Raw genomic sequence first — 21,503 nt, forward strand, 5'->3', positions numbered from 1 at the left:
GGAGATGGCGTACTACCGGCAGCTGGGCAGCATCCCACCCAAGCGGCACACGCAGCACCGCACACCCGAAGGCGGGCTGTACTACGAGGAGTTGATGGGTGAGGAGGGGTTCTCCTCCGATTCCTCGCTGCTCTACCACCGCGGCATCCCGTCCGCCGTGGTGAACGCGGTGCCGTGGGAGCTGCCGGACCAGTCCACGGTGCCCAACCATCCCCTGCTCCCCCGCCACCTGAAGCTCCACGAGCTGTTCGCCGGCCAGGAGTGGAAGGCCGCGGACGTGGTGGGCAGCCGCCGTCTGGTCCTCGGCAACGGCGACGTGCGGATCTCGTACGTCGCGGCCGGGGCGCCGAGCGAGCTGTACCGCAACGGGCTCGGCGACGAGTGCGTGTACGTGGAATCGGGTTCCGGCACGGTGGAGACGGTCTTCGGCGCGCTGGAGGTCGGCCCGGGCGACTACGTGATCATCCCCCGGGCGACCACGCACCGCTGGGTGCCCTCCGGGGAGGAGCCGCTGCGGGCGTACTGCATCGAGGCGAACAGCCACATCACGCCGGTCAAGCGCTACCTCTCCAAGTACGGCCAGCTGCTGGAGCACGCGCCGTACTGCGAGCGGGACTTCCGCGGGCCGGTCGGGCCGCTCGTGGTCGACACTCCCGGGGACGTCGACGTGCTGGTCAAGCACCGCGGCCCGAACGGGATTTCGGGAACCCGCTACACCGTGCCCCACCACCCGTTCGACGTGGTGGGCTGGGACGGCTGCCTGTACCCGTACGTCTTCAACATCCGGGACTTCGAGCCGATCACCGGACGGATCCACCAGCCGCCGCCGGCCCACCAGGTGTTCGAGGGCAACAACTTCGTGATCTGCAACTTCGTTCCGCGCAAGGTGGATTACCACCCGCTGTCGATCCCGGTGCCGTACTACCACGCGAACGTGGACAGCGACGAGGTCATGTTCTACTGCGGCGGCGACTACGCGGCCCGCAAGGGCTCGGGCATCGGCCAGGGTTCGATCTCGCTGCACCCGGGCGGCCACACCCACGGCCCGCAGCCGGGCGCGTACGAGCGCAGCATCGGCGCGGAGTTCTTCGACGAGCTCGCGGTCATGGTGGACACGTTCCGCCCGCTGGAGCTGGGCGAGGGCGGCCGGGCGAGCGAGGACGCCAACTACGCGTGGACGTGGTCGGGCCGGGGGCCCGGGCGATGAGCGCCGCAGGCTCCGCGATCCCGGACCTGTTCCGCGGCCTCTTCGACGACGCGGCGGTGTTCCCGCCGGGGAACCTGCCGGTCGCCGAGGCGGTGCCCGCGCACCGCGCCCACCGCACGGCCTGGTACGCCGACGCGGTCGGCCCGTTCCTGTGCGGGGCGGGTCGGTTGGGCGAGCTGGCCGCGGCGGTGGAGGGCACCGGGCCGCTCAGGGTCGGGCTGGTGCTGCCGGGGGGCAGTGCCGAGCTCGGGCCGGCGCTCGCCTCCGCCGCGCCGTTCGAGGTCGCGGGCGTCGAGCTCGCGACCCGGGACGTGCACGAGGCGGTGTCCGAGCTCGACCGGCTGCTGCCGCCGGACGTGCCCGCCGCCGTCGAACTGCCGCGCGAACTCCTGCACGGGGACGGCCTGGACGAGACCCTGGACGCCCTGGTCGACAGCGCCTACCGGGCGAAGTTCCGCACCGGCGGGGTCGTCGCGCAGGCGTTCCCGGGCGAGGACGAGCTGGCCGCCTTCCTCACCGGCTGCGCCCGGCGCGGCCTGCCGTACAAGTGCACCGCGGGGCTGCACAACGCCGTCCGGCACACCGATCCGGTGACCGGTTTCGAGCACCACGGCTTCCTCAACGTGCTGCTGGCCTCGCAGGAGACCGACCGCGCCACGGCCGCCGAGGTGCTGGCGGAACGCGACGGCCACGTGCTGGCGAAGGCCGTCCAGGCCTTGAGCGCGCACCAGGTTACGGTGATCCGCAACTCGTTCACCGCGTTCGGCACCTGCAGCATCGCCGAACCCCTGGACGACCTGGCCGCGCTCGGCCTGCTGTCGCCCAGTCCACTTGTCCAGGAGGACCGTTGAGCACCCCCCGCAGCTGGCTCGCCAGCGCCCAGGACTCGCCGTTCGGCGTGCACAACCTGCCGTACGGCGTCTTCACCGCCGCCGACCAGCCCGGGCGGCGCCGGATCGGCGTGCGCGTCGGGGACTTCGTGCTCGACGCCGCGGCCGCGGCCGAGGCCGCCGGGGCGCCGTCGGTACTGCTGGCCGCCGACTCGCTCAACCCCCTGATGGCGGCGGGGCGTTCGGCCTGGACGCAGGTGCGGGCCGACCTCACGCTGTGGCTGACGGACGAGTCGTACCGCGAGGCGTTGACCCCGGCGCTGCTGCCGGTGGGCGACGTCGAGCTGCACCTGCCCTTCGAGGTCGCGGACTACGTCGACTTCTACGCGAGCGAGCACCACGCCACCAACCTGGGCCGGATCTTCCGCCCGGGCTCGGAGCCGCTCACCCCCAACTGGAAGCACCTGCCGATCGGTTACCACGGGCGGGCGGGGACGGTCGTCGTGTCCGGCACGCCGGTCGTGCGTCCGCACGGGCAGCGCAAGGCGCCGGCCGACGCGGCGCCGTCCTTCGGGCCGACGCGCCGGCTCGACATCGAGGCCGAGGTGGGCTTCGTCGTCGGCACGCCCTCCACGCTGGGGCGGCCGGTCACCCTGGAGGACTTCCGCGAGCACGTGTTCGGCGTGTGCCTGGTCAACGACTGGTCCGCGCGCGACATCCAGGCCTGGGAGTACGTGCCGCTCGGCCCGTTCCTCGGCAAGTCGTTCACGACGTCGGTCTCGCCGTGGATCGTCCCGCTGGACGCACTCCAGCACGCCCGGGTCAGTCCGCCGGAGCGGGACGTCGAGCCGCTGCCGTACCTGGACGACCGGGGCGGCGAGCCGTGGGGCCTGGACCTGGCGATGGAGGTCCGCCTGAACGGGCACCTCGTCTCCCGGCCGCCGTTCGCGTCGATGTACTGGACGGCACAGCAGCAGCTCACCCACATGACGGTCAACGGCGCGTCGCTGCGCACGGGCGACCTGTTCGCGTCGGGGACGGTCAGCGGGCCGGAGCCGGACACCCGGGGTGCGCTGATCGAGCTGACGTGGAACGGCGAGGAGCCGTTGAAGCTGGCGGACGGCACGACGCGGACGTTCCTGGAGGACGGCGACGAGGTGACCATCACCGCGACGGCCCCGGGCCCGGACGGGACGGTCGTCGGCTTCGGCGAGGTGACGGGGCGGGTCGAGCCGTAGTCGGCGCGTCGGCGGGTCGCGGGTCGTGTCCAGGTCGGGGCGTACGGCCGGCGGGTGACGGCGAACAGCTAACAGATGACAGCTGACAGATTTCGTCTTCTGTCAGCTGTCATCTGTTGCCCGTTCGGCCTAGTACGGTGGGCGGCAGGGACGGGGATCTTCGACACCGACGAACGGGAGCGGGCCCGATGAGCCGCGAGGTGCAGGACTTCCAGGACGGCTGGGTCGGACGGATCGTGCTGAACCGGCCGAGGGCGCTCAACTCGCTCACCCACGACATGATCACCGCCGTCCGGGAGGCCGTGGACGCCTGGATCGCGGACGGCACCGTCCGCACCATCGTCCTGACCGGAGCCGGCGAACGCGGCCTGTGCGCCGGCGCCGACATCCGGGCCATGCACGACGACGCCAAGGCCGGCGGCGCCGGCGCCCGGGCGTTCTTCCGCGACGAGTACCGGCTCAACGCCCTCATCGCCCGCTGCCCCAAGCCGTACGTCGCGGTGATGGACGGCATCACGATGGGCGGCGGCGTCGGCCTCTCCGCCCACGGCTCGGTGCGCATCGTCACCGAACGTTCCGTCATCGCCATGCCTGAGACCCGGATCGGCCTCGTGCCGGACGTCGGCGGAAGCGGCCTGCTGGCGCACGCGCCGGGCGAGTTGGGCACCCACCTCGGCCTCACTTCCGCGTCGATGGGCCCCGGCGACGCCCTGCTGTGCGGGTTCGCGGACCACTTCGTCCCGTCCGCGAAGATCCCGGACCTGCTCTTCGCCCTCGCGGCCGCCCCGGACGTGGAAGCCGTGACCGCCGCGGTCGCCGCCGAGGCCGAACCCGCGCCGCCCTCCGCCCTCGCGGCCCAGCGCGAGTGGATCGACGCCTGCTACGCCGCCGACACGGTCGAGGAGATCGTCGAGCGCCTCCTCGACTGCGGGGTGCGGGAGGCGAAGGAGGCCGCCGAACTGGTCCTCGCCAACTCGCCGACCGCCGTCAAGACCACCCTCGCCGCGCTGCGCCGGGCCCGGTCGCTGCCGTCACTGGAGGCGGTGCTCGACCAGGAGTACCGCATCTCGTGCGCGGCGCTGGACAGTCATGACCTGGTCGAGGGCATCCGCGCCCAGGTCATCGACAAGGACCGCAACCCGCGCTGGTCCCCCGCCACGCTCGCCGAGGTGACGGAGGCCGACGTGGCCCGCCACTTCACCCCGCGCGAGGGTGACGAGCTCGGCCTGGCCTGACCCGGCCCGCGCCCGCGCCTTCCGGTCGCGTGGCCGGACCCGTGACGACTGTCTCGCATGCCAAGACTGGCGCGAGGCGGGGCGCTTCGTAGATCGTTGGGTGGTCAGGGCGCGCCCGTGCGGCGCCGAGCAGCGGAATGGGAGTCGACGGCGATGACCGAGACCGAGACCTACGAGACGATCCTGGTCGAGCGCAAGGGCCGGGTGGGGCTGATCACGCTCAACCGTCCGAAGGCGCTCAACGCGCTGAACACGCAGCTGATGAACGAGGTCGTCGAGGCCGCGACCCGGTTCGACCGGGACCCGGAGATCGGCTGCCTGGTGATCACCGGGTCGGAGAAGGCCTTCGCTGCGGGCGCCGACATCAAGGAGATGCAGGGCAACCAGTTCCCGGACGTCTACCTGGACGACTGGCTGGGCCCGTGGGACCGGCTCGGCCAGCTGCGCAAGCCGGTCGTCGCGGCGGTGGCCGGCTTCGCGCTCGGCGGCGGCTGCGAGCTGGCGATGCTGTGCGACATCCTGCTGGCGGCCGACACCGCGAAGTTCGGGCAGCCGGAGATCAAGCTCGGCGTCATCCCCGGCATCGGCGGCTCGCAGCGGCTGACCCGCGCGGTCGGCAAGGCCAAGGCCATGGAGCTGTGCCTGACCGGCCGGATGATGGGCGCCGAGGAGGCCGAGCGCGCCGGCCTGGTCTCCCGGATCGTCCCGGCCGACCAGCTGCTGGCGGAGGCCCTGGCCACGGCCGAGACCGTCGCGGCGATGTCCGCCCCGGCCGCGATCATGATGAAGGAGAGCGTCAACCGCGCCTTCGAGACCACCCTGGCGGAGGGCGTCCGCTTCGAGCGGCGCCTGTTCCACGCGGCGTTCGCGACCGCGGACCAGAAGGAGGGCATGAACGCCTTCGCCGAGAAGCGGCCGGCGGCGTTCATCAACCGTTGAGCACGGACGGCGCGCCGCTCGGCGCGGGGCGGGGCGGCGGACACCTGACGGGCGACAGATGACGGCGAACAGATAACAGATGATGAAATCTGTCACCTGTTATCTGTTCGCCGCGCTCCGTCAGTCCCCCTCCGCCAGCACCATGTTGAGCCGGGCGAACCCGCTGCGGGTCGCGGCGACGACGATCCGGTCGCCCGGGCTGAGGCGGCGGGTGCGGTCGGCGTAGTTCCACTGCAGGTGCGGACTGCGGGCGACCCGAGCGGCGATCACCCGGACGCCACCCGGGTCCTCCAGGTCGTGCCGGTTCATGCCGATCAGCCCGCTGCCGTCCTCCACCGTCAGCTCCGCGATCAGCAGCACGTGCCGGAACACCGAGAGGGTGCCCAGCACCTCACGTCCCATCAGGGCCGCGGCGAACGCGGGCGCCGCCAGGTAGGAGACGGACCGGGACGCCGCGTTGTCGAGCGTGGCGTAGAAGTGCCCGGCGAAGTCGTCGTCGAACAGCCGCACCACCACCCGCACTTCGGGGTTGCCGTGGCGCGCCTCCAGCGCCGCCTCCAGGTTGGTCGCGTCGTCGCCGCTGACCGCGACCACCGCCCGGCTGTGCTTGAGCCGGGCCCGGCTCAGCTGCTCTTCGAACGGACCGTCCCCGAGGACGACCGGGATGCCGAGCGCCCGGACGGCGGCGATGCCGCGCGCCTGCGGGTCGCGCTCCACGCACACCACCGGCACGCCCATCTCGTGGAGCTGGCTGGCGACGCGGGTGCCGACGTTGCCGAGGCCCACGACGATCACGTGCTCCCGGGTGCCGGCGCTCGGGTTGCGGGCCTGGCCGCGCCGCCCGGAGGCGAGCGCCTCGACCACGATGGCGGTGGCGACCGGAGCGAACGTGATCCCGCACAGCGTGATCACCACCTGGGCGACCCGCTGCCACACGCCGCCCGTCCCCGTCCCGGCGGCGAGGTCGGCGGGCTGGTCCGGCTGGGCCGCGCCCGCGAGATCGAGCAGGGAGATGTAGACGGTCCAGCCGAAGTCCCGGCTCAGGTACCAGAGGACGGAGAAGGCCATCAGCACGGCGGCGAGCGCGACGAGCAGCACCAGCCGCATCCGGGCGCTGGTGAAGTAGCGGGCGGTGTCGAGCAGTCGCCAGCGCAACCGCCGCACCCAGCTGATCGGTTCGCGCGGTTCGACCGGCAGGGCCTGGAGGGCGGCGATCCCGCCCTCGTCCTCGACGGCCCCGGACACCGCTCCGGCGGCGTCGACCGCCCCGTCCGGCCGGTCGGCTTGGGCCGGGCGGCGCGGGGAAGGGACCTCGCCGCCGCCGGCGCGCACCGGTCCGTCGTCCCCGAACTCGCTCGCGAGCCGGACGAACTCGGCCGAGTCGCCCTCCTGTTCGGGCATCAGCCGGATCCTGCTGACGTCCTGGCGGTCGATGCGGTCGGCGACGATGCAGAGCCGGTCAGAGGTGATGGCCTCGTCGAAGGCGATGTGCAGGAAGCGTCCGCCGACCGCGACCGAGTTGGGCCGGCCCAGCGCCGCCGCCGCGAAGGCCGGGGCCGCGGTGGCGGAGCCGGAGAGCGCGGCGCCGTTCCTGAGGAGGCGTTCGATGTTCTCCCCGAGTCGCTGGTTGAACATCCGCAGGACGATCCGGATGTTCGGGTTGTGGCCCTGGGCACTGAGCGCCGCGTGGATGTTCTCCTGGTCGTTGCCCTCGACGAGGGCGAGGCCACGCGCGGTCTCGATGGACACCGCGCGCAGCGCCTCGTCGGTGATGCTGCTGTACTCGACCACGGCCGAGACGCCGGTCAGCTGCTCGATCCGCGGCGCGTGGTCGCGGTCGCGGTCCGCGACCAGCACGACGACCGGGACCTCGTAGTGCTCGACGAGTTCCAGGACCAGCCGGTGGGCCAGCGCGTTCCCGCCGCAGACGACGAACTGCTGGCTGATCGGCTCGACCGGAGGGGTCCCCCACCCTTCAGAAGTCATACCGACGGATGATATCGACGCCAGGTGTTCGGAAGGTGTCGTTCCGGGAACCGCGGGGCCCCGAACGGCGGTACCGCACGGGCGGTTCGCGGCCTGTGCGTCGAGGGTGGGTGTCGTCCCCCATCCGCTTCCGACGGGTCACCGACCCATCACCGGGGTTCGCGACCCGTGCCCGGCTCGCCCCGGCCCGTTCCCGGCTTTCCCGGCCTGAGGAGGCACCACCGTGGTTCCCCCGATCATCACCCCCGACGGCACCGAGGTGAAGGGCCCGCTCGGGCTGCTCGCCAAGGCCGCGTGGCGGGTCCTGCTGCTCGCCGGTCTGGCCTCGCTCGGCCTCGGCGTCGCCGTCTTCGTCTGGCCGCGCGAGACCCTGCTGGTGGTGGGCGTGCTGTTCGGCCTCTACCTGCTGGTCATCGGGATCGTCCAGCTGGTCGCGGCGTTCGGCACCCACGCCACCACCGCGCTGCGGGTGCTGGCGTTCATCAGCGGCGCGATCTGCGTGCTGCTGGGCCTGCTCTGTTTCCGCAGCGCGGCGCAGTCGCTGCTGCTGCTCGCGCTCTGGATCGGTATCGGGTGGCTCTTCCGGGGCATCACCCAGCTGGCCGCCGCCTTCTCCGACCCGGACATGCCCGCGCGCGGCTGGCAGGGGTTCGCGGGCGTGGCGAACACCCTGGCCGGTGTGCTGCTGATGGTGTGGCCGGTCGGTTCGATCACCGCACTGACGGTCCTGGCGGGCTGCTGGCTGGTGATCCTCGGCCTGATCGAGATCGTGACGGCGATCCAGGTGCGCGGTCGGGCGAAGCGGATCCCGGCAGGCGTGTAACCGGACACGCCCGGGCGTGTCCGGTCCTGGCAGCGTGTCCGGACCTGGAAGCGCGTCCGGACCTGGGAAGCGCGTCAGGGCCTGCGCGCGTAGCCGATCCGGAAGGTCGCGGCCTCCAGGCGGTCGGCGCCGATCCGGACGTCCGTCAGCCGCTCGGCGAGGGCGAAGGCGGACTCGGTGTTGAGCTCGGTGTTCTTGTCGTCGTGCCGGAACCCGCAGTCCGTGAGCAGCTCCGGGATGCCGGGGGCGTCGGCGTCGGTGCCGTGCCGCTGGTCGGGGAAGAGCGGTTCGAACTGGAGCCGGCAGGTCGCGCCCTCCCACCAGTTGAAGTGGTCGACCGCGTTGACGTTGCGGAAGTGGGAGACGGCGCGGGTGCCGTCGGCGAGGCGGGGCAGGAGGTCCGGGAGGCTGCCGAGGTAGCCGTAGGGCTCGACGGCGAGGGCCCAGCCGTCGAGCTCGGTGACGGCGACGAGGAGGCGGTCGGCGTACTCGTGGTCGTCGAACAGGGCCGCCGCCGTCTCGTCCTCGCCGTCGTCGAAGGTCTCCCACGCGGCGACGACGGCGTCCAGGCCGGTGACCTCGCCGCCCGGGGCGGCGTCGAAGCGGCGCAGCAGTTCGTCGGCGCCGAGGCCCTGGACGTGCGTCAGGCAGTAGGCCTCGCCGAGCACGGGGTAGCGCTCGGCGAACCAGGTGAAGTCGGTGGCGTGTGCGGTCATGGGGTGATGCTGCCAGACGGCGGTGACATCGGTGACATCGTCAGAGCCAGGTGGGCCGGTCGGTGCCCCAGCGGCCGGGCGGGCGGGACCAGTTGGTGGGCGCACCGTCGTAGGCGATGGGCGGGAGGGCGTGGCGCAGGCGTCCGTAGGCGGAGTCGGTCGCGGCGAGGTACCGCGCCGGGTCGTAGGTGGCGGCGGAGGGCGAGCCGGCTGGGCCGGTGTGGTCTTCGGCGCGCGCGATGTCGTGGAGGAGCCAGGAGGCGGTGCCGGCGAGGGAGAAGCGGAGGTGGCGGCCGCCGGGGCGGCCGGTGCGCTGCTCCGTGAGGGAGCGCAGGACGGCGGCGGCGATGAGGTAGCCGGTGCCGTGGTCGAGTGCCTGGGCGGGCAGGACCCCGGGGTGGCCGCCCTTGGCGGTTCCGGGAGCGGCTTCGGGGGCTGTTTCAGGGGCTGCTTCGTGGGCGGCTTCGGGGGCTGCTTCGTGGGCGGCGATGCCGACGCCGGCCTGGACGAGGCTGTCGAAGCCGCGGCGTCCGGCCCAGGGCCCTGTCCAGCCCCAGGCGCACAGCTGGGCGACGATCAGGCCCGGGTGGCGGTCGAGGAGGGCGTCGGGGGCGAGGCCGTGGGCGTCCAGGGCGCCGGGGCGGTAACCGGTGATGACGGCGTCGGCGGTGGCGAGGAGTTCCTCGAAGGTGGCGTGGTCGGCGGGGTCGGCGAGGTCGAGGCGGGCGGAGCGCTTGCCGAAGCCGGTGTCGGCGTGGGCGTCGTCCGCCTCGGGGAGGTGGGGGGAGTCGATGCGCAGCACGTCCGCGCCGAGGAGGGCGAGGGTGCGGGTGGCGACCGGGCCGGCGATGACGCGGGTGAGGTCGAGGACGCGGATGCCGGCGGCGGGCAGGGGAGCGGGGCCGAGCGAGCGGGGTGCAGCAGGATTCGGGCCGTTCGTTCCGACTACTCGTGTCTCGATCAGGGGGTGCGTGGTGTTGCTCACCGGCGCGACGGCCACCGCGAGTGCTCCCGCCTCGTACGCGCGTTCCTGGACGGCTTCGGCGGGCTGTTCGCTCAGTACTGCCGCGAGCTGCTGGGGTCCGGCGTCGGCGGGCAGGCCGAGGGCGGAGAGCAGCCGGGTGCGGTGGTGCGGGTAGTTGGCGTGGGTGCGGATCCAGCCGTCGGCGGTGCGCCAGAAGCCGGAGTGCGGGGCGAAGCTGACGGGTGCCCGGCCGTCGACGGTCAGGTGGCGTTCGCTGACGAAGGCGGTGGCGACGGCGCCCTGGTCGATCCGGACGGCGGGGACGGGGCCGCCGGCGCGGTGGGCGGCGAGTTCGGCGGCGGCGAGGGAGCAGGCGGCGACGGTGGCCCGGGCGAGGCGGCGCACGGGCAGGCCGGAGGGCAGGACGGTGTCGGGGCCGTGGAAGGTGACCCGGTCCAGCAGGTCGGCGGGGCCGCCGAGGGCCGCCCAGGCGTGCGCGGTGGGGCCGTCGGCGTCGACCGGTGCGTGGGCCGTCGGGTTCTGCCCGAGTGGCGTCGGCCCGGCGGTCGTCGACCCGTGGGACGGCTGAACCGCGGTGAACTGCTGGGCTGGCGGCATCGGACGCTCTGTCATGTGCGGCATTGTGCTCCGCTTTCCGGGCGTCCGCCGTGACGATCGCCACCCGCCTCGCTGGTTTGCCGCTTCGCCCGCCAGGCCCTGCTCATCGGCGGGCCCGCTGCTGGCCGCGGGCCCGCGCTGATCGGCGGCCCGTGCTGACCGGCAGCCTTTGCCGATCAGCGGATTGAACACGGACCGCCAAAGGGTAGGGTGCCGACCGGGCGCCGACGCGGCGCCCTTACGCGTCCGGGGGCCTGAATGCACGCGATCCGCCGTCTCGATCTGGGCTACGTCGTCCGGCCGGCCGCCGAGGCCGGTGGGCCGCAGCCGCGCGTCGAACCAGTGCTCGCCTACCTGGTGCGGCGTCCCGAGGGTCTGCTGCTGTTCGACACCGGCGTCGGCGGCGGCGATCCGGAGACCGAGGCCCACTACCGCCCGGTCCGCCGCCCGCTGCCGGAGGCGCTCGCGACGGCCGGCGTCGCGCTCGGCGACGTCGACCTGGTGGTCAACTGCCACCTCCACTTCGACCACTGCGGCGGCAATCCGCTGCTCGCCGGTACGCCGGTGCTCGTCCAGGCGGCGGAGCTCGCGGCGGCCCGCGCGGGCGACTACACGATCGACGCGCTGGTCGACTTTCCGGGCGCGGACTACCGGGTGCTGGACGGCGAGGCGGAGGTCTGGCCAGGCGTGCGGGTCGTGCCGACGCCCGGGCACACCACGGGGCACCAGTCGGTCGTCGTCGAACGCCGGGACGGCGCGGTCGTCCTGGCGGGTCAGGCGTACGACTTCGCGTCCGGTTACGGGTCGGCCGTGCTCGCCCGGCGCGCGGCCCTCGACGGCGTCGCGCAACCGCTGCCCGACTACCCGCGGTGGCTGGACCGGCTGGCCTCGTTCGGGCCGCGCCGGGTGCTGTTCGCCCACGACAACGCGGTCTGGGAACCGTCGGCCGGGTAGGAGTCCGCGGGGCTCGGACGGTTCAGAAGGTGAAGCGCAGCGACCGCACGCGGTTGTCGAAGCTGGACGGGACGAGATCGGGCCCGCCGACCGACCGCAGTCCGGGCAGGCGGGTGAACAGTTCGCGGAACAGCACCTTCATCTCCTGCCGGGCCAGGTGCGCCCCGAGGCAGTAGTGCGGACCGCCGCCGCCGAAGCCCAGGTGGGGGTTGGGGGTGCGGGTGATGTCGAAGGCGTCCGGGTCGGCGAAGACCGTCTCGTCGCGGTTGGCCGAGCCGAAGAAGAGGACGGCCTTCTCGCCGGCCCGCAGCAGCGGTCCGCCGGGTCCGCCGAGCTCGTGGTCGACGGCCAGGGTGCGACGGAACTGGATGATCGGGGTGGCGTGCCGGACCATCTCGTCGACCGCGCCACCGAGCCGCCCGTCCAGGTCGTCGAGGAGCAGGGCGCGCTGGTCGGGGTGGGCGGTGAGCAGGTGGAGGCCGTGGGCGAGCGCGTTGCGGGTGGTCTCGACGCCGGCGACGAGCAGCAGGGAGAAGAAGGCGCCGAGCTCGCGGCCGGTGAGGCGGCGGCCGTCGACGTCGGCGGTGACGAGGGCGGTGATCAGGTCGTCGGCGGGTGCGCGGCGGCGACTGCGGCCGATCGCCGCGACCATGAGCTGCATCCGGGCGAGCGCCGCCAGTCCGCGGCCGGGCACGCGCAGGCGGCGCAGCGGACGGGCGACGCCGGTGTGTTCGGAGGCGTGGTTGACCTGGTCGAGGATGGCGCGGCGGGGCCGCTCGGGGATGCCCATCATGTTGCAGATGACCTGGAACGGGAGTTCGGCGGCGACGGCGGTGACGAAGTCCTCGGGGCGGTCGCGTTCGACGGTGTCGACGAGGCGGGCGGCGACGTGGCGGATGTCGTCCTCGGCCTTTGCGAGGAGGCGGGGGGTGAAGGCGCGGGAGATGACGCGGCGCAGCTGGGCGTGACGGGGGTCGTCGAGGTTGACCATCGAGTCGCCGAACAGGGCCCGGACCCAGCGGGGCGGTTCGGGGGTGGTGACGCCGGGGGCGCTGCGGAAGACGGCGGGGGTGCGGCTGGCCTCGACGACGTCGGCGTGGCGGACCAGCGCGTGGTAGCCGCGGCCGCCGGCGCGGTCGCCGACGTAGAGGGGGGCGGGGCGGCGGCGCAGTTCGGCGAAGGCGGCGGCGCGGGTGGGGGCGGGGAGCTGCCAGAAGTCCGGGTCGGCCAGGTCGGGGGTGCCGCCGGTGGCGGGGCCCGGACCGGCGGCGGGGCCCGGACCGAGGCTGACCCTGCCGGATGCCGGCCGGCCGGTCGTGGTGTCCATGGCCTGGCCTCCTGGTGGTCGGACTGTGCTGACGCTGGTACCGGGGTGTGCGCATCGTGCGGGGTTGTGCACATTTAGTGACCAGGCGACGGGAGATGTCAAATCACCCCGATGGTCGTACGAGCAGCTGTTCGGCTCGTGGGCTCGTGGGCTCGTCGGCTCGTGGGCTCGTCGGCTCGTCGGCTCGTCGGCTCGTCGGTCGGTAAGACCGGCCTGGCCTGCCGGGGCGCGTGGGACCGGGCCGGATGCGGCGAGGCCGGCTGGCGGCCTCTTGAGGACGGCGTCCCCGGGACGCGGCCGGGGATGGTCTCACGCGGCGAAACCGGCCGATACCGGAGGGTGCGGTACGGGCCCGGGCCGACGGGTGCGACGATGAGTGCCATCGTGATGACCGACCGGATCCGCTCACTGCGCGCCGTGGTCTTCGCCGCGCTGTGCGTGGCGCTGGCCGCCGCGGCGCACGTCGCCATGGGCGGGGCCGGGGTGTCGCCGCCGGTCCTGGTCGGCGCGTGCGGCGCGGTCCTCGGCGTGACCTGGCTGCTGGCCGGGAAGCGGCGCGGGCTCGGGGTGATCAGCGCCTGGATGGTCACGGCGCAGACCGCGCTGCACCTGCTGTTCGAGCGGGCCGGCGCACTCGCGCCCACGGGCGGCGGGCTCGGCCGGCTCACCGGCCCGGACTGGGCCGCCCTGCTGCTGTGCAACCCGCGGGTGCCGAGTGGGCTCTCTCCCGCGGACCTGGCCAGGATGGCCGGACTCGATCCGGACGCGCCGCCGGCCACCGGGCTGCACACCCTGGCCGGGCTGCGCCACGGTGCCGGTTCCGCCGCCGCTTCGGGAGCCGGTCTCGGCGACGGCACCGCGATGGACATGACCGGCATGGCCGGGATGGACGGCATGGGCGCCATGCCCGGGTTGCCGAGCATGGCGGGCGTGTCAGGCGTGTCCGGCGTGTCAGGGGTTTCGGGGGTTTCGGGGCTGTCCTCGGGGCCCGGCATGACCGACGCCTCCGGGCAAGCCGCGGCCGCCCACGGCATGGCGCACGGCATGACCCACGGGATGTCCGTGGGGATGGTCGCCGCCCACGTGCTGGCCGCGCTGGCCTGTGCCTTGCTGCTCTGGCGCGGTGACGCCGCGCTGGTGCGGATCTTCGAGTTGCTCGGCGCGCTCGGCGCCGTCGTCGCGGGCGCTCTCCTCGTCCCGCTGCTCACCCTCTTCGCGCGGCCCTTCGCCTTCCGCCCGCCGACTCCGCCGCGGCGCACCGCCGGGCGGCCCAGGCTGCCGCGACAGGTGCAGCTCACGCACGCCGTCGTACGGCGCGGACCGCCGGCGCTCGCCCTCGCCTGCTGACGCGCCCGTCCCCCACGTTCCACTCGCCCCACCGGTCGGCCACTGCCACCGGGGGCACCGTGACGGGCAGGTCGCCCTGCCGTCCGGCCGAGCGCGCTGCGCCGCCGGGCCGCCAGGGCCCGGGCCCAAGCCTGCCGCCGCTCCCCCGTGGGTGCGGTGTGCGGCGCGGACGGCCCATGGACGCTTGCGGCGCCGCTCAGGGCGGCGCCGCTCCCAGCCCTTCTCCCAGGACCCTTCATGCCTGATCACGACGGCGCACCGGCTCCGGCCGGTGCCCTCGTCCTACCGCTGCGGGCCGCCCGGCCCGTCCTCCTCCAGCCGGGCCAGCAGGCGCGCGGACCAGTCCGCCGGCGGGCCGTCGGCCGCGCTCGCCGCCACCCCGGCACGCAGACGCCTCGCCTGCTCCAGCCAGTCCCGGCAGCCCGCGCAGCGGGCGACGTGACCGTCCAGCCGGCTGTCCGGGAGCCCGGCCGCCTCGCCGTCGAGGCGGGCGGACAGGGCGGTGCGGAACTGCGCGCATCTCATATGGTCATCGTCCCTCACGGCTTGGACGGGCGGCGCGGCCGGGCCCGCCGGGCCACCGGGTGGCCCCACGGGCGCCGGGGCGGGGGCCGCCGTGGATGACGACGAGCTCACCGCGCTCGCCCTGACCGCCCGGGCCGGACGGCCACCGGACGTCGAGGCCTTCATCCGCGCGACCCAGCGGGACGTGTGGCGGTTCGTCGCCCACCTCACCGACGTGCAGTCCGCCGACGACCTCGCCCAGGAGACGTTCCTGCGGGCGCTGCGGAGCCTGCCCGGGTTCGCGGGACGCTCCTCGGCCCGAACGTGGCTGCTGTCGATCGCCCGGCGCACCGTGATCGACCGGTACCGGACGGCGGCCGCCCGGCCACGCCTGGCCGCGCTGCCGGACTGGCAGGAGGCGGTGGAACGGCAGGGCTCGGGGCCGGCGGCCGGGTTCGAGGACGGGATCGCGCTCGACGACCTGCTCGACCGGGTGCCCGCGCAGCGGCGGGAGGCGTTCGTGCTGACGCAGGTCGTCGGACTGAGTTACGCCGAGGCCGCCGAGGTGGCGGGCTGTCCGGTCGGCACCGTCCGGTCCCGGGTCGCCCGGGCCCGGGAGGAGCTGATAGCTCGACTCCGGGCGGCCGACGGCGGGGAGCTCGCGGCGGCTTGCTGAGCGGGGCGGTTTGGGCGAGGGCTGACAGCTGACAGATTTCAGCTGACAGATAACAGATTTCGAAATCTGTTATCTGTCAGCTGTCAGTTGTTCGCCGCCCCGCCCCGCTCCGCCGCGACCCGGACCCGCCCCACCCCGCGACCCGCCCCACCCCCTCGTGCCGGTTTCGGAAAAATTCCTCCAAGTGTTCGGGAACCCCGCCCCCGTAACCCCCGACTGCTGTATCGGACTCCGCCGCCCCGGCGGACTCCGGTACGCAGCGGGGAACGGAGGACGCCATGGCCGCGCAACACGGCCTGCCCGAAGTCAAGTTGAGGCACAGCACGGCCAACCAGGACGGTCCGGCGGACCGGTGGAGCCTCGTCGTCGTCGCCGGGCTGCTCTCGTTCGTCGCCATGCTCGACATGAACGTGGTCAACCTCGCGCTCACCGACATATCCGCCGGCCTGCACGTCTCCCCCGGCGTCGCCCAGTGGGCCGCGCTCGGCTACCAACTGCCTCTCGTCGCCCTGCTGCTGCCCGCCGGGCGGTGGCTGGACCAGGTCGGCACGCGCTCGGCGCTCCTGCTCGCGGTCGGTTGCTTCGCCGCGTGCAGCGCGCTCGCCGCCCTGGCCCCGTGGGCGGGTTGGCTCATCGCGGCGCGCTTCGCCCAGGGCGCCTTCGGCGCGGTGCTGTTCGTGCTGATGCCGGTGCTCGCCGCCACCGCCGTCCGGCCCGAACTGCGCGGGCGGGCCATGAGCGTGCCCGCCACGCTCGGTCCGCTCGGGGCCGTCACCGGTCCGGTGATCGGCGGCCTCCTGCTCGACCACGTCGGCTGGCGGGCCGTGTTCCTGGTCAAGCTCCCGGTCTGCCTCGCCGCCGCGCTGATCGTGCTGCGCCGCGCCCCGCGCACCGGCGAACTCTCGCCACCCGACCGCGGTTCGCTCGGCGACGCCGCCCTGATCGGCTCCGCCGTCGCCTCCGTCCTGCTCGCGCTCACCCTCGCGCCGAAGGCCCCGCTGTGGTTGCTGCTCGCGCTGCCCGCCGCCCCGCTCGTCGCCCTCTGGCTGCGCCGCCCCGGCGGCCGGCCGGTGGCCGAGACGCTGCGGGCCGCCGGCACCACCGGCGCCAGCGCCTCCGTGCTCGCGCTCGCCGCCGGCTTCGCCGCCTGCCACTATCTGCTCGCCCAGCACCTGCGCGGCCAAGAGGGCGAGAGCGCCACCCGCACCGCTCTCACGATGCTGGCCTTCCCGCTCGGCATGGTGGTGGCGGGCCGCTTCGGCGGACGGCTCGCGGACCGCTGGGGCACCCGGCCGACCGCGCTGACCGGCGCGGCCGTCACCACCCTCGGCCTGCTTCTGCTGCTTCCCCTGGACGACGGCTGGACCAACGCCGACATCGCGTGGCGCCTCGCCCTCGCCGGAACCGGAATGGGCCTCAACGGCGGCCCCACCCAGGCCCTGGTGATGTCCGCCTCGCCGCCCGGACGGCTGGCCACCGCCGGCTCCGCCGTCCAGCTCGCCCGCAGCCTCGGCTTCGCCCTCGGACCCGCCCTCGCCACCGCCGCCACCCTGACCGGCGACCGCGCGACGACCGGCACCCGCGCCGGGATCGCCCTGGCCGTCCTGGCCGCCGCGAGCGCCGTCGCCCTCCTCGCCCTGCACCATCGCCGCGCGCTCCGCGCGAAAGCGTGACACGGCCACCCAGACCCACCGCCGCCCCCTGGCACACCGTACGACCGGAGGCTCACCGCACATGACCGACACGGACACAGACTTCGACCCCTCTGCCGTCCCCGCGCCGGACCCAGCCGCCCGCTGCCCGTTCGGCCACGGCCTCCCGTCCGACAGTGACGGCAACGTCAGCGGCAGCGGCAGCGGCAGCGATAACGGCAACGGCAACGGCGCCCAACTCGCCTCCCCCGTACCGCTCTACGGGACGGAGTACAAGCGCGACCCGTACCCGCTGTACCGGCGGATGCGCGAGGCGGGGCCCGTCCACCGGGTGGAGTTCCCGAGCGGCATCCACGCCTGGCTGGTCACCGGCTACAAGGCCGCGCACGCGACCCTCAACGACGGCCGGCTGGGCAAGAACCACGCCCTGGGCAACGAGAACTGGCGCCGGCTCGCCTCGATCATGCCCGAGCCTCAGCACTCGCAGCTCCAGGTGCACCTGCTCCACCAGGACCCGCCCAAGCACACCACGATGCGCAGGCTCGTCGTCGACGCCTTCGCGCCCCGCCGGGTCGAGGCCCTGCGGCCGCGGCTCCAGGAGCTCGCCGACGCCCTGGTCGACGAGCTGCCCGCCACCGGCGGAGCCGATCTGGTCGCCGGGTTCGCGGCGCACTTCCCGTTCCGCGCGCTCGCCGAAACCATAGGCCTGCCGAGCGAGTTGGCCGTGCGCTTCGACCGCGACTGGGGCAAGGTCGTGCAACCGGTCGGCCCGCTCGACCCCGGCCGGCCCGCGTACGAGGCGCGGCTGCGCGGCCTGCAGACCTACATCGCGGACGTCGTCGAGCACAAGCGCGCCCGCTACGACCCCGCCCGGGCCGAGGACGACCTTCTCGGCCGACTCGTCGCGGCCCGTGACGCCGGCGAGGTGAGCCGCGAGGAGCTCGACTCGATCGTGTTCCAGCTGCTGGTCGCCGGACAGGAACCGGTCACCAACCAGATCACCACCATGCTGATCACCCTGCTGCGCCACCCCGAGCAGCTCGCCCGGCTCGTCGACGGCATCGCCGTCGACCCCGGGGCACTCGCCCGCGCGGTGGAGGAACTGCTGCGCCACGACGCCGCCTTCGAGCTCACCACCTGGCGCTTCTTCGCCGAGGACAGCGACCTGTTCGGCACCACCGTGCCGGCCGGCGACTCCGTCATCGTCTCGCTCTGCGCCGCCAACCGGGACGGCGAGCAGTTCCCGGACGCCGATCGGCTCGACTTCGACCGCACCCCGAACGCCCATCTCGCCTTCGGGCACGGCATCCACTACTGCCCCGGCGCCGCCCTCGCCCGCGCCGAACTCCAGGTGGCCCTGGGCACGTTGCTCACCCGGCTCCCCGGGCTGCGCCCCTCCGGTCCGGCCGAGGGCGGTAACGGCCTGGACGCCCTGCCCTGGATCCCCGCCGTCCTGGCCCGCGGCGTGAACGAGCTGCCGGTCGCCTACGACAGGCGCGTCTGACCGCCGGCCCGAGCCGCGGCCCGCAACCCGCGGACCGTAGCCCGCGATCCGCAATCCGCAGCCCCACAGCCCCACAGCCCCACACGAAGACGTCCCGTGGAGGACCACCATGCCGCCCGTCGGCACCATCACCGCCACCGCACCCGAAGCCGCATACGAGACCGCCGAGCACCTCGCCGCCCGCATCCTCGGCCTGCTCCTCCCCCACCGCCGCGCCTCCGACCCCGAACTCGCCGCAGCGCCGCACCACTTCCCGCTCCAACTGGCGCAGCTCACCGACTTCATCGCAGCCGGCGAGCCGATCGTGTTCACCCTGCCCGGCTTCCCCTGCAAGTCGCCGAACCCGGCGAAGGTGCTCGGCCACCTGCCCGACGAGGGGGAGCGGCTGTCGCTGACCTTCCTCAACACACTGTGCGAGCGGATCGGCGCGCTCCACGCGCCCGGTGCGCGGATCCTGATCTGCTCGGACGGCCACGTCTTCGGCGACCTCATCCACGTCCCGGACGACCACATCGACGAGTACTCCGACGCGCTGGCCGCGATGATCGAGCGCGAGGGCCTGCGCCACCTGGCCACCTTCGACCTGCGGGCCGTCCTCGGCGACCTCCCGTTCGACGAGAAGCGCGCCCGTGTGCACGCCCGATATGCGCCGAGCCTCGAGGAGTTGCGCGAGCAGGTGCTGACGGACGAGGAGACCCTGCGGCTCTACCGGGGCATCACCCGGTTCCTGACCGAGGACACCGTCGGCTTCGGCGGCACCAAGTCGGCCCTCCAGCGCGAGTGCCGTCGCCGCGCGTACGGGGTGATCCAGCGCAGCCGTGCCTGGGGGGACCTCATCGCCGAGCACCATCCGGACGCGTTCCGGCTGTCCATCCACCCGCAGCGGGCCGGCGCGCCGAAGTTCGGCATCCGCCTGCTGGAGGCGTCGGACGCGTGGACGACGCCGTGGCACTCCTCGGTGCTCCACCGGGCGGACGGTCGCTGGGAGTTGCTGCGCAGCGCGGAGGCCGCGGAGCTCGGGCGGCTTGTCGAGCGGGACAGCCGCCCGAGCCACTACGAGGCCGTCTGAGCCGCCACCGCGCCGTCCTCGGTCGACAGCACCGACGGTGAGGCGGGCGTGCGGTGGTCGAAGGCGATCAGCGGGTCACCCGTGAGCGGGTGTTGGACCACCGCCGCCCGCACGCCGAACACCTCGGCGAGGAGGTCGGCGGTGAGCACGTCACGTGGCGCGCCGGAGGCCACGAGGGCGCCGCGGTGCAGGACGTGCAGGCGGTCGCAGACCGAGGCGGCGGCGTTGAGGTCGTGCAGCGCGACCAGGGTGGTGCGGCGCTGTTCGCGCAGGAGGGCCAGGAGTTCGACCTGGTGGCGGACGTCCAGGTGGTTGGTCGGTTCGTCGAGCACGAGGACGTCAGGCTGCTGGGCGAGCGCCCGGGCGAGCAGGACCCGCTGGCGTTCGCCGCCGGACAGTTGGGCGAACCGGCGGCCGGCGGCCTCCGTCATGCCGACGCGCCCGAGGGCGTCGGCGACGATGCGGTGGTCCTCGGCGTCGTCGGCGGCGAACGGGCGCTTGTAGGGGGTGCGGCCCATGGCGACGACCTCGCGGACGGTCAACTCGAAGTCGCCGCCGCGTTCTTGTGGCAGGGCCGCGACGTGCCGCGCGGATTCCGCCGGGGAGATCGTGTCCAACTCCCGTCCGGCCAGCAGGATCCGCCCCGCGCTCGGCCGCAGGTGCCGGTAGACCGTGCGCAGCAGGCTGGATTTGCCGCTGCCGTTGGGTCCGACCAGTCCGGCGATCTCGCCCTCTTCGGCGACGAGGTGGACGCCGGCCACGACGGTGCGCCCGGCGAGGGCGATGCTCAGGTCTTCGACGGCGATCCTCAATTGCGCTCCAGTCGTCGGTCCAGCAGGTAGAGCAGGGTGGGGGCGCCGAGGACTGCGGTGACGACGCCGATGGGCAGTTCCTGGTTGTCCAGGGCGGTGCGGGCGAGGGTGTCGACGACGACGAGCAGCAGGGCGCCGGTGAGGGCGGACAGCGGCAGCAGGCGCCGGTGGTCGCCGCCGACGAGCAGCCGGCACACGTGCGGGACCATGAGCCCGACGAAGCCGATGGCGCCGGAGACGGCGACCAGCACGCCGGTGAGGACGCTGGTGACGACGAAGACCTCGCGGCGCAGCCGGGTGACGTCGACGCCGAGTCCGGCGGCGGTCTCGTCGCCCATGAGCATGGCGTTGAGTGCGCGGGCGCGGGCCTGGAGGAGGGCGAGGCCGAGGGCGACGGCGGTGGCGGGGAGGGCGAGTTGGGCCCAGACGGCGCCGCCGAGGCTGCCCATGAGCCAGAACAGGACGCCTCTGGTCTGCTGTTCGTCGCTGGTCTGCAGGACGAGGTAGCTGGTGATGCCGCCGAGGAACTGGGCGATGCCGATGCCGGCGAGGACCAGGCGCAGCGGGGAGAAGCCGCCGCCGCGCCGGGCGAGGAGCCAGACGAGGGAGAAGGCGGCCAGGGCGCCGGCGAAGGCGGCGAGGGAGACGGTGAGGCCGAGGGCGCCGGCGAAGGAGAGCCGGAGGCCGAGGGCGGTGCCGAGGACGAGGGTGGCGACGGCGCCGAGGGAGGCGCCGGAGGAGATGCCGAGGAGGTAGGGGTCGGCGAGGGGGTTGCGGACGAGGGCCTGGACGGCGGTGCCGACGAGGCCGAGTCCGGCGCCGACGACGGCGGCGAGCAGGGCGCGGGGGACGCGTAGTTGCCAGACGATGAGGTCGCGGGTGCCGGGTTCGGGGGTGCGTCCGGTGAGCCTTCGGGCGATGACGGACCAGACTTCGCCGGGCGGGACGTCGACGGCGCCGAGGGAGACGGCGGCGGTGAGGGCGAGGACGAGGGCGGCGGTGAGGGCGGCGGCCAGCGGCCCGGCCCGCAGGGTGCGGGCCGGGCGGTCGGTGGCGGTTGCAGCGGCACCGGAGGCAGCAGTGGATGCGGCACCGGTTGCGG

The 21,503-nt window shown here is 74.0% G+C and carries 19 protein-coding genes; 12 read left to right on the plus strand and 7 right to left on the minus strand.

Features of this window, described 5'->3' with window-relative positions; all coding sequences use genetic code 11:
• Window positions 1-4 precede the first annotated feature (4 nt).
• The 5 genes from PUR71_RS32485 to PUR71_RS32505 all read left to right on the plus strand — a co-directional run bounded on the left by PUR71_RS32485 (window position 5) and on the right by PUR71_RS32505 (window position 5,449).
• Window positions 5-1,207: a homogentisate 1,2-dioxygenase gene (locus PUR71_RS32485; protein ID WP_329930758.1), complete on the plus strand. Its 1,203-nt coding sequence runs from the start codon at window positions 5-7 to the stop codon at window positions 1,205-1,207.
• Window positions 1,204-2,058, plus strand: coding sequence for a hypothetical protein (locus PUR71_RS32490; RefSeq protein ID WP_329930759.1), 855 nt, complete (start codon window positions 1,204-1,206; stop codon window positions 2,056-2,058). Before PUR71_RS32485 ends, PUR71_RS32490 begins: the two co-directional genes overlap by 4 nt.
• On the plus strand, window positions 2,055-3,275 hold the full coding sequence (fahA, locus tag PUR71_RS32495; protein WP_329930760.1) for a fumarylacetoacetase: 1,221 nt from the start codon (window positions 2,055-2,057) through the stop codon (window positions 3,273-3,275). Before PUR71_RS32490 ends, fahA begins: the two co-directional genes overlap by 4 nt.
• Before the next feature lie 188 nt (window positions 3,276-3,463).
• Complete coding sequence (locus PUR71_RS32500; protein WP_329930761.1) at window positions 3,464-4,510, plus strand: enoyl-CoA hydratase/isomerase family protein; 1,047 nt, start codon at window positions 3,464-3,466, stop codon at window positions 4,508-4,510.
• Between the two features lie 153 nt (window positions 4,511-4,663).
• Window positions 4,664-5,449 (plus strand): enoyl-CoA hydratase, encoded by a 786-nt coding sequence (locus PUR71_RS32505; protein WP_329930762.1) that lies wholly within the window; start codon window positions 4,664-4,666, stop codon window positions 5,447-5,449.
• A gap of 120 nt (window positions 5,450-5,569) precedes the next feature.
• On the opposite strand, the gene PUR71_RS32510 is transcribed toward PUR71_RS32505, so the two are convergent.
• Window positions 5,570-7,435 carry an NAD-binding protein gene (locus PUR71_RS32510; RefSeq protein ID WP_329930763.1) on the minus strand — a complete coding sequence of 622 codons (1,866 nt, stop codon included), beginning with the start codon at window positions 7,433-7,435 and terminating at the stop codon, window positions 5,570-5,572.
• A gap of 223 nt (window positions 7,436-7,658) precedes the next feature.
• Here PUR71_RS32510 and PUR71_RS32515 point away from each other — a divergent pair, with 223 nt between their 5' ends.
• Window positions 7,659-8,258 carry an HdeD family acid-resistance protein gene (locus tag PUR71_RS32515; RefSeq protein WP_329930764.1) on the plus strand — a complete coding sequence of 200 codons (600 nt, stop codon included), beginning with the start codon at window positions 7,659-7,661 and terminating at the stop codon, window positions 8,256-8,258.
• Window positions 8,259-8,332: 74 nt separating this feature from the next.
• Here PUR71_RS32515 and PUR71_RS32520 read toward each other — a convergent pair whose 3' ends face one another.
• Both PUR71_RS32520 and PUR71_RS32525 read right to left on the minus strand, forming a co-directional pair.
• On the minus strand, window positions 8,333-8,974 hold the full coding sequence (locus PUR71_RS32520; protein WP_329930765.1) for a DUF6461 domain-containing protein: 642 nt from the start codon (window positions 8,972-8,974) through the stop codon (window positions 8,333-8,335).
• Window positions 8,975-9,014: 40 nt separating this feature from the next.
• A complete protein-coding gene (locus tag PUR71_RS32525; RefSeq protein WP_329930766.1) occupies window positions 9,015-10,571 on the minus strand; it encodes a CoA transferase in 1,557 nt (518 codons plus the stop codon).
• A gap of 243 nt (window positions 10,572-10,814) precedes the next feature.
• Between PUR71_RS32525 and PUR71_RS32530 the strand changes: the two genes are divergently transcribed.
• Complete coding sequence (locus PUR71_RS32530) at window positions 10,815-11,510, plus strand: N-acyl homoserine lactonase family protein (RefSeq protein ID WP_329930767.1); 696 nt, start codon at window positions 10,815-10,817, stop codon at window positions 11,508-11,510.
• Between the two features lie 22 nt (window positions 11,511-11,532).
• Here PUR71_RS32530 and PUR71_RS32535 read toward each other — a convergent pair whose 3' ends face one another.
• A complete protein-coding gene (locus tag PUR71_RS32535) occupies window positions 11,533-12,837 on the minus strand; it encodes a cytochrome P450 (protein ID WP_329930768.1) in 1,305 nt (434 codons plus the stop codon).
• Between the two features lie 372 nt (window positions 12,838-13,209).
• Here PUR71_RS32535 and PUR71_RS32540 point away from each other — a divergent pair, with 372 nt between their 5' ends.
• The gene (locus tag PUR71_RS32540; RefSeq protein WP_329930769.1) at window positions 13,210-14,184 is read left to right on the plus strand and encodes a hypothetical protein; all 975 of its coding nucleotides are present in this window, start codon (window positions 13,210-13,212) and stop codon (window positions 14,182-14,184) included.
• 282 nt (window positions 14,185-14,466) lie between these two features.
• Here the strand turns inward: PUR71_RS32540 and PUR71_RS32545 are convergent, their stop codons facing one another.
• Complete coding sequence (locus PUR71_RS32545) at window positions 14,467-14,709, minus strand: zf-HC2 domain-containing protein (RefSeq protein WP_329930770.1); 243 nt, start codon at window positions 14,707-14,709, stop codon at window positions 14,467-14,469.
• Window positions 14,710-14,800: 91 nt separating this feature from the next.
• Between PUR71_RS32545 and PUR71_RS32550 the strand changes: the two genes are divergently transcribed.
• From PUR71_RS32550 to PUR71_RS32565, 4 genes are all read left to right on the plus strand, one after another.
• On the plus strand, window positions 14,801-15,364 hold the full coding sequence (locus PUR71_RS32550) for a sigma-70 family RNA polymerase sigma factor (RefSeq protein ID WP_329930771.1): 564 nt from the start codon (window positions 14,801-14,803) through the stop codon (window positions 15,362-15,364).
• Between the two features lie 278 nt (window positions 15,365-15,642).
• Entirely contained in the window at window positions 15,643-17,037 is a 1,395-nt protein-coding gene (locus PUR71_RS32555) for an MFS transporter (protein WP_329930772.1), read from the plus strand.
• A 61-nt stretch (window positions 17,038-17,098) separates the two neighbouring features.
• Window positions 17,099-18,520 (plus strand): cytochrome P450 family protein, encoded by a 1,422-nt coding sequence (locus PUR71_RS32560; protein ID WP_329930773.1) that lies wholly within the window; start codon window positions 17,099-17,101, stop codon window positions 18,518-18,520.
• A gap of 109 nt (window positions 18,521-18,629) precedes the next feature.
• Complete coding sequence (locus tag PUR71_RS32565) at window positions 18,630-19,589, plus strand: isocyanide synthase family protein (protein ID WP_329930774.1); 960 nt, start codon at window positions 18,630-18,632, stop codon at window positions 19,587-19,589.
• On the opposite strand, the gene PUR71_RS32570 is transcribed toward PUR71_RS32565, so the two are convergent.
• Window positions 19,574-20,401 carry an ABC transporter ATP-binding protein gene (locus tag PUR71_RS32570; RefSeq protein ID WP_329930775.1) on the minus strand — a complete coding sequence of 276 codons (828 nt, stop codon included), beginning with the start codon at window positions 20,399-20,401 and terminating at the stop codon, window positions 19,574-19,576. The two genes, PUR71_RS32565 and PUR71_RS32570, sit on opposite strands and share 16 nt — an antisense overlap.
• Window positions 20,398-21,432 carry a FecCD family ABC transporter permease gene (locus PUR71_RS32575; RefSeq protein WP_329930893.1) on the minus strand — a complete coding sequence of 345 codons (1,035 nt, stop codon included), beginning with the start codon at window positions 21,430-21,432 and terminating at the stop codon, window positions 20,398-20,400. The genes PUR71_RS32570 and PUR71_RS32575 overlap by 4 nt, the downstream gene beginning before the upstream one ends.
• Window positions 21,433-21,503 lie beyond the last annotated feature (71 nt).

Origin of the sequence: Streptomyces sp. SP17BM10, from assembly GCF_036322405.1 — a bacterium.
Classification (GTDB): domain Bacteria; phylum Actinomycetota; class Actinomycetes; order Streptomycetales; family Streptomycetaceae; genus Kitasatospora.

Coding starts and splice junctions, on each gene's coding strand:
- PUR71_RS32560 (WP_329930773.1), top strand. CDS start 17,099: ATGACCGACACGGACACAGACTTCGACCCCTCTGCCGTCCCCGCGCCG.
- PUR71_RS32530 (WP_329930767.1), top strand. CDS start 10,815: ATGCACGCGATCCGCCGTCTCGATCTGGGCTACGTCGTCCGGCCGGCC.
- PUR71_RS32565 (WP_329930774.1), top strand. CDS start 18,630: ATGCCGCCCGTCGGCACCATCACCGCCACCGCACCCGAAGCCGCATAC.
- PUR71_RS32485 (WP_329930758.1), top strand. CDS start 5: ATGGCGTACTACCGGCAGCTGGGCAGCATCCCACCCAAGCGGCACACG.
- PUR71_RS32540 (WP_329930769.1), top strand. CDS start 13,210: ATGAGTGCCATCGTGATGACCGACCGGATCCGCTCACTGCGCGCCGTG.
- PUR71_RS32505 (WP_329930762.1), top strand. CDS start 4,664: ATGACCGAGACCGAGACCTACGAGACGATCCTGGTCGAGCGCAAGGGC.
- PUR71_RS32535 (WP_329930768.1), bottom strand. CDS start 12,837: ATGGACACCACGACCGGCCGGCCGGCATCCGGCAGGGTCAGCCTCGGT.
- PUR71_RS32555 (WP_329930772.1), top strand. CDS start 15,643: ATGGCCGCGCAACACGGCCTGCCCGAAGTCAAGTTGAGGCACAGCACG.
- PUR71_RS32525 (WP_329930766.1), bottom strand. CDS start 10,571: ATGACAGAGCGTCCGATGCCGCCAGCCCAGCAGTTCACCGCGGTTCAG.
- PUR71_RS32510 (WP_329930763.1), bottom strand. CDS start 7,435: ATGACTTCTGAAGGGTGGGGGACCCCTCCGGTCGAGCCGATCAGCCAG.
- PUR71_RS32500 (WP_329930761.1), top strand. CDS start 3,464: ATGAGCCGCGAGGTGCAGGACTTCCAGGACGGCTGGGTCGGACGGATC.
- PUR71_RS32520 (WP_329930765.1), bottom strand. CDS start 8,974: ATGACCGCACACGCCACCGACTTCACCTGGTTCGCCGAGCGCTACCCC.
- PUR71_RS32490 (WP_329930759.1), top strand. CDS start 1,204: ATGAGCGCCGCAGGCTCCGCGATCCCGGACCTGTTCCGCGGCCTCTTC.
- PUR71_RS32545 (WP_329930770.1), bottom strand. CDS start 14,709: ATGAGATGCGCGCAGTTCCGCACCGCCCTGTCCGCCCGCCTCGACGGC.